At 35.0% G+C, this 5,275-nt stretch carries 3 protein-coding genes and 1 pseudogene; 2 read left to right on the forward strand and 2 right to left on the reverse strand.

Translation table 11 applies throughout. The features are described from left to right. Positions 1-473: 473 nt before the first annotated feature. Both ACFWE9_RS25810 and ACFWE9_RS25815 read right to left on the reverse strand, forming a co-directional pair. A pseudogene (locus tag ACFWE9_RS25810) lies at positions 474-710 on the reverse strand (lyase family protein); the annotation flags it as partial. After that, complete coding sequence (locus tag ACFWE9_RS25815; RefSeq protein ID WP_377359502.1) at positions 711-1,793, reverse strand: M20 family metallopeptidase; 1,083 nt, start codon at positions 1,791-1,793, stop codon at positions 711-713. Positions 1,794-2,216: 423 nt separating this feature from the next. On the opposite strand from ACFWE9_RS25815, the gene ACFWE9_RS25820 reads away from it, so the two are divergent. Further along, complete coding sequence (locus ACFWE9_RS25820) at positions 2,217-3,644, forward strand: YfcC family protein (protein ID WP_377359498.1); 1,428 nt, start codon at positions 2,217-2,219, stop codon at positions 3,642-3,644. A gap of 59 nt (positions 3,645-3,703) precedes the next feature. Further along, a partial coding sequence (locus ACFWE9_RS25825; RefSeq protein WP_377359500.1) for a sigma-54 interaction domain-containing protein occupies positions 3,704-5,275 on the forward strand: 1,572 nt, incomplete at its 3' end.

Raw genomic sequence — 5,275 nt, forward strand, 5'->3', positions numbered from 1 at the left:
CTAACCATTACTACTGCCTTCATGGTTCGGGACTCGCACCCTATAGATTGCACCCATGCCGGGCGCACGAAAAAGCTGCCTTAAAGACAGCTCTGTTCTTCAGCTAACGCAACCGTTAGCCATCCATGCAGCACAAACAATGAAAATGGTTAGAAGGTGTCAATACTGATACTGACCTTAATCTAGTCAACCTAATCCATAGACTAATTAATTAACGCTTTCCTCTTTTTTTAAACGATTGAGCAGGGTCTTCTTAAGTATTGTCATTTTTCCATTCTTAATGAAACTTATTTTCATGTAAGTTGAATAGTAAGCGTAAAATATTCCCACCTACTACTTGTATATAGCTCATGAGATAATTTCCTTACATCATACATGTGGATTTTTTTATAAAAAAACTTTATAAAGAAAGAATGGGAAGCTCACATCCAAGACTTTAAAGAAAGTGGATTATCAAAGGCTGCGGATCTGAAGCCTTTTTCATGTCCAAGTAACTCCAGAGCTCGGTTAGCAATGATTTCATTTATATTCATAATCAGGTGTACCAGCCCCTCTTCTATAGGATCGACAATGAAAGCATTGTCGAACTTTCCTTCAATGATCTCATCTGCACCTTCAACAATTACATCTCCAATTCCTTCATATAAACATTTCAGATCCATATTGGCGAGAGCCGCAGCTTTTTTAACTAGTTCTAAAGCTTTAATCAGCTACAGCCTCAATAACAAATTAGCAAATAAAGAAGCCCGTTCAGGGAGTGTATCAATTTGAATATGTTCATATTCTGCATGAATTCCTTTTCCACACGAGCCTAAACCGTCAAGAGTTGGAACACCAATAGCTGCTGTAAAATTCCCATCACTTCCTCCACCAACAGATGCTTCTTCTAATTTCATGCCAAGTTCGTATGCAATAGATTGAGCACATTCAAACAGTTCCCTTGTTTGCTCAGATTTCACCATTGGTGGTCGATTTATGCCACCGGTTACTTCTAATTTGATTCCTTTTAGAATTGGTTTTAAATTTAATATAATATTCGTCACTCGTCTTGCTTCTTCTTCTGTTGAGACACGTAAGTCAACATGAGCTTCTGCGTATTCAGGAACCACGTTTCTTCCACTTCCTCCAGTAAACGTTCCAACATTGACAGTTGTTCCTTTTTTGTAATTGGTCAATTCTTGCAGTACAATCACTTGCCGAGCTAGTTCTTCAATGGCATTGATGCCTTCTTCATGATGATTACCAGCATGGGCAGCCCGTCCCCATATTTTTATATCGAAAGTTCCTGTTCCTTTGCGAGCTGTTTTTAAAGCTCCTGATCCAGCTACAGCAGGTTCAGCAACTAATACAACATCACTTTTTCGTGCTTCTTCTTCAATGTATTTCTTAGAAGCGACTGAACCAATTTCTTCATCTGAATTGCAAAGAAAAACGATTTTTTTATTTAACGGAAGATTTAGCTCTTGAATGGCTTTGATTGCCCATAAAGATTGGATAATACCACCTTTCATATCTAAAATACCAGGGCCATACAGTTTATTTCCTTCCTTTCTAAGGCTAAGCCTGCCTTTTTTCCAAACTGTATCAAAATGCCCTATGATCAAAATTTGTGGTTTACCTTCTCCGATTGTAAATTTCAGGTGATTCCCCACATTTTTTTCTTCTATTAATTCGCATCCTACATCCAATCGCTTTTGAAAGAGCTGGCTTAAATATGTACCGCACTCATCAACTAATTCTTTATTATATGAAGGTGATTCTTTTTTTACAAATTCAATCAAATCATCCAACATATCTTGTTTATGAACTTCGAGATAGCTAGAAACGTCATTTTCGATTAGTACCTTACTCAAAATAATTCCTCCTCTAAAACACTTCTGTACATTTTTTTCATTCAAATAAAGTATCTGCAAGAATTATGCCAATTTTTTTCTTTTTAAAATCAACTACCTTTGTTTCTGATTGCTATTTATAGGCTATTTTTTAAGTTTTATAAACCTATAAAACAACCTATAAATGATCCTTTTATTTCATATAAGCCGCTTTGTAGAAGCTATTCCGTTCCTCATAGAATTGGCATGCTTTTTGCATTATGTTTAATTGTGAGTATTCGTACTCGAATCTTAGTTCAAAATTAAGGAAATACAAGCAGAGGAGGAGAGACTTTCAAGCTTTATCATTGAATTGCTATAATGTAATAAGGGGGAAATATATTTATGCAATCTACGGCTCAAAAACTGGTTCCTAAACCTATTAAAAGAAAAACATTTAAACAACCTGATGCTTATGTTCTTTTGTTTTATATTTTAATTGCCTGCACCATTGCGACATATCTTGTACCAGCTGGGGTATTCGATCGAATTAAAAAAGGTGATATTACGATGACTGTCCCTGGAAGTTATCATGTAGTAAAATCCACTCCTGTTAATTTTCTTGAAATTTTTACTGCAATTCAAAGTGGAATGGTCGCCGGTGCTCCTTTGATTTTTCTTATTTTATTTACTGGTGGTGCATTGGCTGTTATTGATAAAACGGGAGCGATTGATACTTTCATTCGGAGTATTATTAATTTATGTAAGGGGAAGGTACTTCTACTCATTATTCCTATTTGTTTCATGTTTTCTATACTTGGTACTACCGGAATTATCGTGAACTCCGTTATTGCCTTTATCCCTATAGGTGTAATGATTGCTCGCAAATTAAAATTAGACGCTATTTTTGGAGTATCTATCATTTATCTAGGTACCTATGCAGGGTGGAATGTTTCTCTTATAAGCCCACAAACATTAGGCTTATCACAGCGTATTGCTGAGCTTCCATTATTATCTGGAATGGGTTTCCGTATTGTCATTTATCTAACTTTCTTACTTTGTACAATTTTATATATATATCGATATGCACGTAAAGTTCAGAACACTGGACACAGTATTTTAGGTTTAGAAAGATTTCCTAATTCTTTAGGTGTCAGCGAGAACGAAATACAAACACAGAAATTAACGTTACAACATAAGCTTGTTTTATTATTTTCAGGTGGATCTTTACTAACATTTATTATTTGCACACTCGTTTTTAAATGGACTGAAAGCGAAATGGCAGGTTTATTTATTTTTATAGCTATAGGTGCTGGGCTTATCTCTCGAATGAATGTGAATGATATTGCTAAAACATTTATGGCCGGATGTCAGAAACTTGTATACGGTGCATTAATTGTAGGAATGGCCCGAGCTGTAATTGTTGTGCTTGAACATGGCCAACTTCTCGATACCATTATATACCATCTTTCGACTCTTTTGGCTCCACTCTCTCCTGTTACAGGAACCTTAGGTATGTTTTTAGGAAGTGCAGCTCTTCACTTTTTAATTTCCTCTGGTTCAGGAGAATCAGCTATGTTAATGCCAATATTGGTGCCACTTGCTGATCTGTTGCATATTACTCGTCAAGTAGCTGTACAATCTGTTTTATTTGGGGAAGGCGTAGTGAATTGTATTAATCCAACCTCAGGTGTGTTAATGGCAATATTGGCTACTAGTGGTATTTCATATGGCAAATGGCTTAAATTTATGATTCCTTTATCGATCTTATGGGCAATCTTAGCAGCCATTTTCTTAACAATTGGTGTATTAATTAAATGGGGTCCTTTTTAAGTTACCTTAAAATCTGTTAGAATAAGAGCAAAATGTAATTGTGTGGTAAGGAGAAGAAGATGAAAAAGCCTACTATACTTCTTGTAACTAGCACTAAAACAGTAAGCAAAACATTTGAAGAAAATCTTCAAATGTTTTTTGGTTCAAAAATTGACATTGATACATGTTATGAAACATTGCCTTTAAATGAAAAGGTTATCCATAAAGCTGATTTAATTTTACTGTCTAGCCCAGTACTAGAAGAAGATTTTAGAAAATTGAATTTAAACATTCCTCTTATGGTTGCTCGACGTTCTATTCGAATTGCAAAGTTAGAACAGCTTTTGGATTTGCCTGCTAAAACAAAAATTTTATTAGTTACTAACTCCATGATAGTGGCTAGAGACTCTATTGATGTTCTACACGCCTTTGGATTTGGCCATTTAACGTTAATTCCTTATATTCCTGGTCTTACAAGCTTCGAACAGACAGAGAAACTAGAATTGGCTATTACGTTTGGACAAGATGAACTTGTGCCGAAACATATCAAAAGCACTATCTATTTAGAAAACCGACCAATTGATTTAACAACTATGCTTGATATTGCTCGTCTTTTAAACCTTTCCTTAGAAAAGGCGCATTTCTATACGGCAGAATTCTTTAGAGATTTTGTGAAAATGGGAAGGAATTTATCATTAGCAATTCAAAATGAAAAACAATTAACACAAAAATTAGAATCGATTTTAAATGCAGTACATGAAGGGATTATAGGGCTAGATGAAAAAGGCATTATTACATTGATAAATGAAGATGCCTATCAAATTCTACAACTCCCTTCTATAAATTTTATTGGAAAGCACTTTAGAGAAATTCTACCTGATTTTCAGATTATTGAGACATATTTAGATCAAAAAGAACAACTTGATATCTTATTTCAAATAAACAATCGCTCTTTGCTAGTATCGAAAGTTCCTTTAATCTTGAACAAACAACTAGTAGGCCTTGTCATCACATTTCAAGATGTTACAAGGGTTCAAAGAATGGAGCAAGAAATCAGACGGAAAAGTACAGAGTTAGGTTTAACCACTAAATATTCATTTGACAATATTATTGGGGAAAGTTCTTTGATTTTATCTGCAAAACAAAAAGCAGTTCAATTGGCTAAAAGTGATTATACTGTGTTAATTACTGGAGAGAATGGTACTGGAAAAGAAGTATTCGCTCAAGCTATACATAATAGTTCCGAACGAAAAGATGGGCCATTTGTGGCTGTTAATTTTGCAGGACTAAGCGAAACCCTAATAGAAAGTGAATTATTTGGATATGAAGGTGGGGCATTTACAGGTGCTAGAAAAGAAGGGAAAATGGGCTTATTTGAATTAGCCCATAATGGAACTATTTTTATGGATGAAATTGGGGATGCTTCCCTAGGTCTTCAAGCATCCCTTCTACGCGTTCTTCAAGAACGTCAAGTTATGCGTGTAGGTGGCAATAAAATAATACCGGTAAATGTACGAGTTATTGCAGCTACCAATCAAAACTTACATCAAATGATTCGAGAAGGTGCCTTTCGTGAAGATTTATATTATCGTCTAAATGTTCTACCATTGCAAATCCCTTCACTTAGAGATAGGAAGCAGGATTTATTTATA

It is taken from the genome of Peribacillus sp. NPDC060253 (assembly GCF_042727425.1).
Classification (GTDB): domain Bacteria; phylum Bacillota; class Bacilli; order Bacillales; family DSM-1321; genus Peribacillus.

Bases quoted from the DNA above. Each gene is read 5' to 3' on its own strand.
- ACFWE9_RS25815 (WP_377359502.1), bottom strand. From the start codon at position 1,793: ATGTTGGATGATTTGATTGAATTTGTAAAAAAAGAATCACCTTCATAT.
- ACFWE9_RS25820 (WP_377359498.1), top strand. From the start codon at position 2,217: ATGCAATCTACGGCTCAAAAACTGGTTCCTAAACCTATTAAAAGAAAA.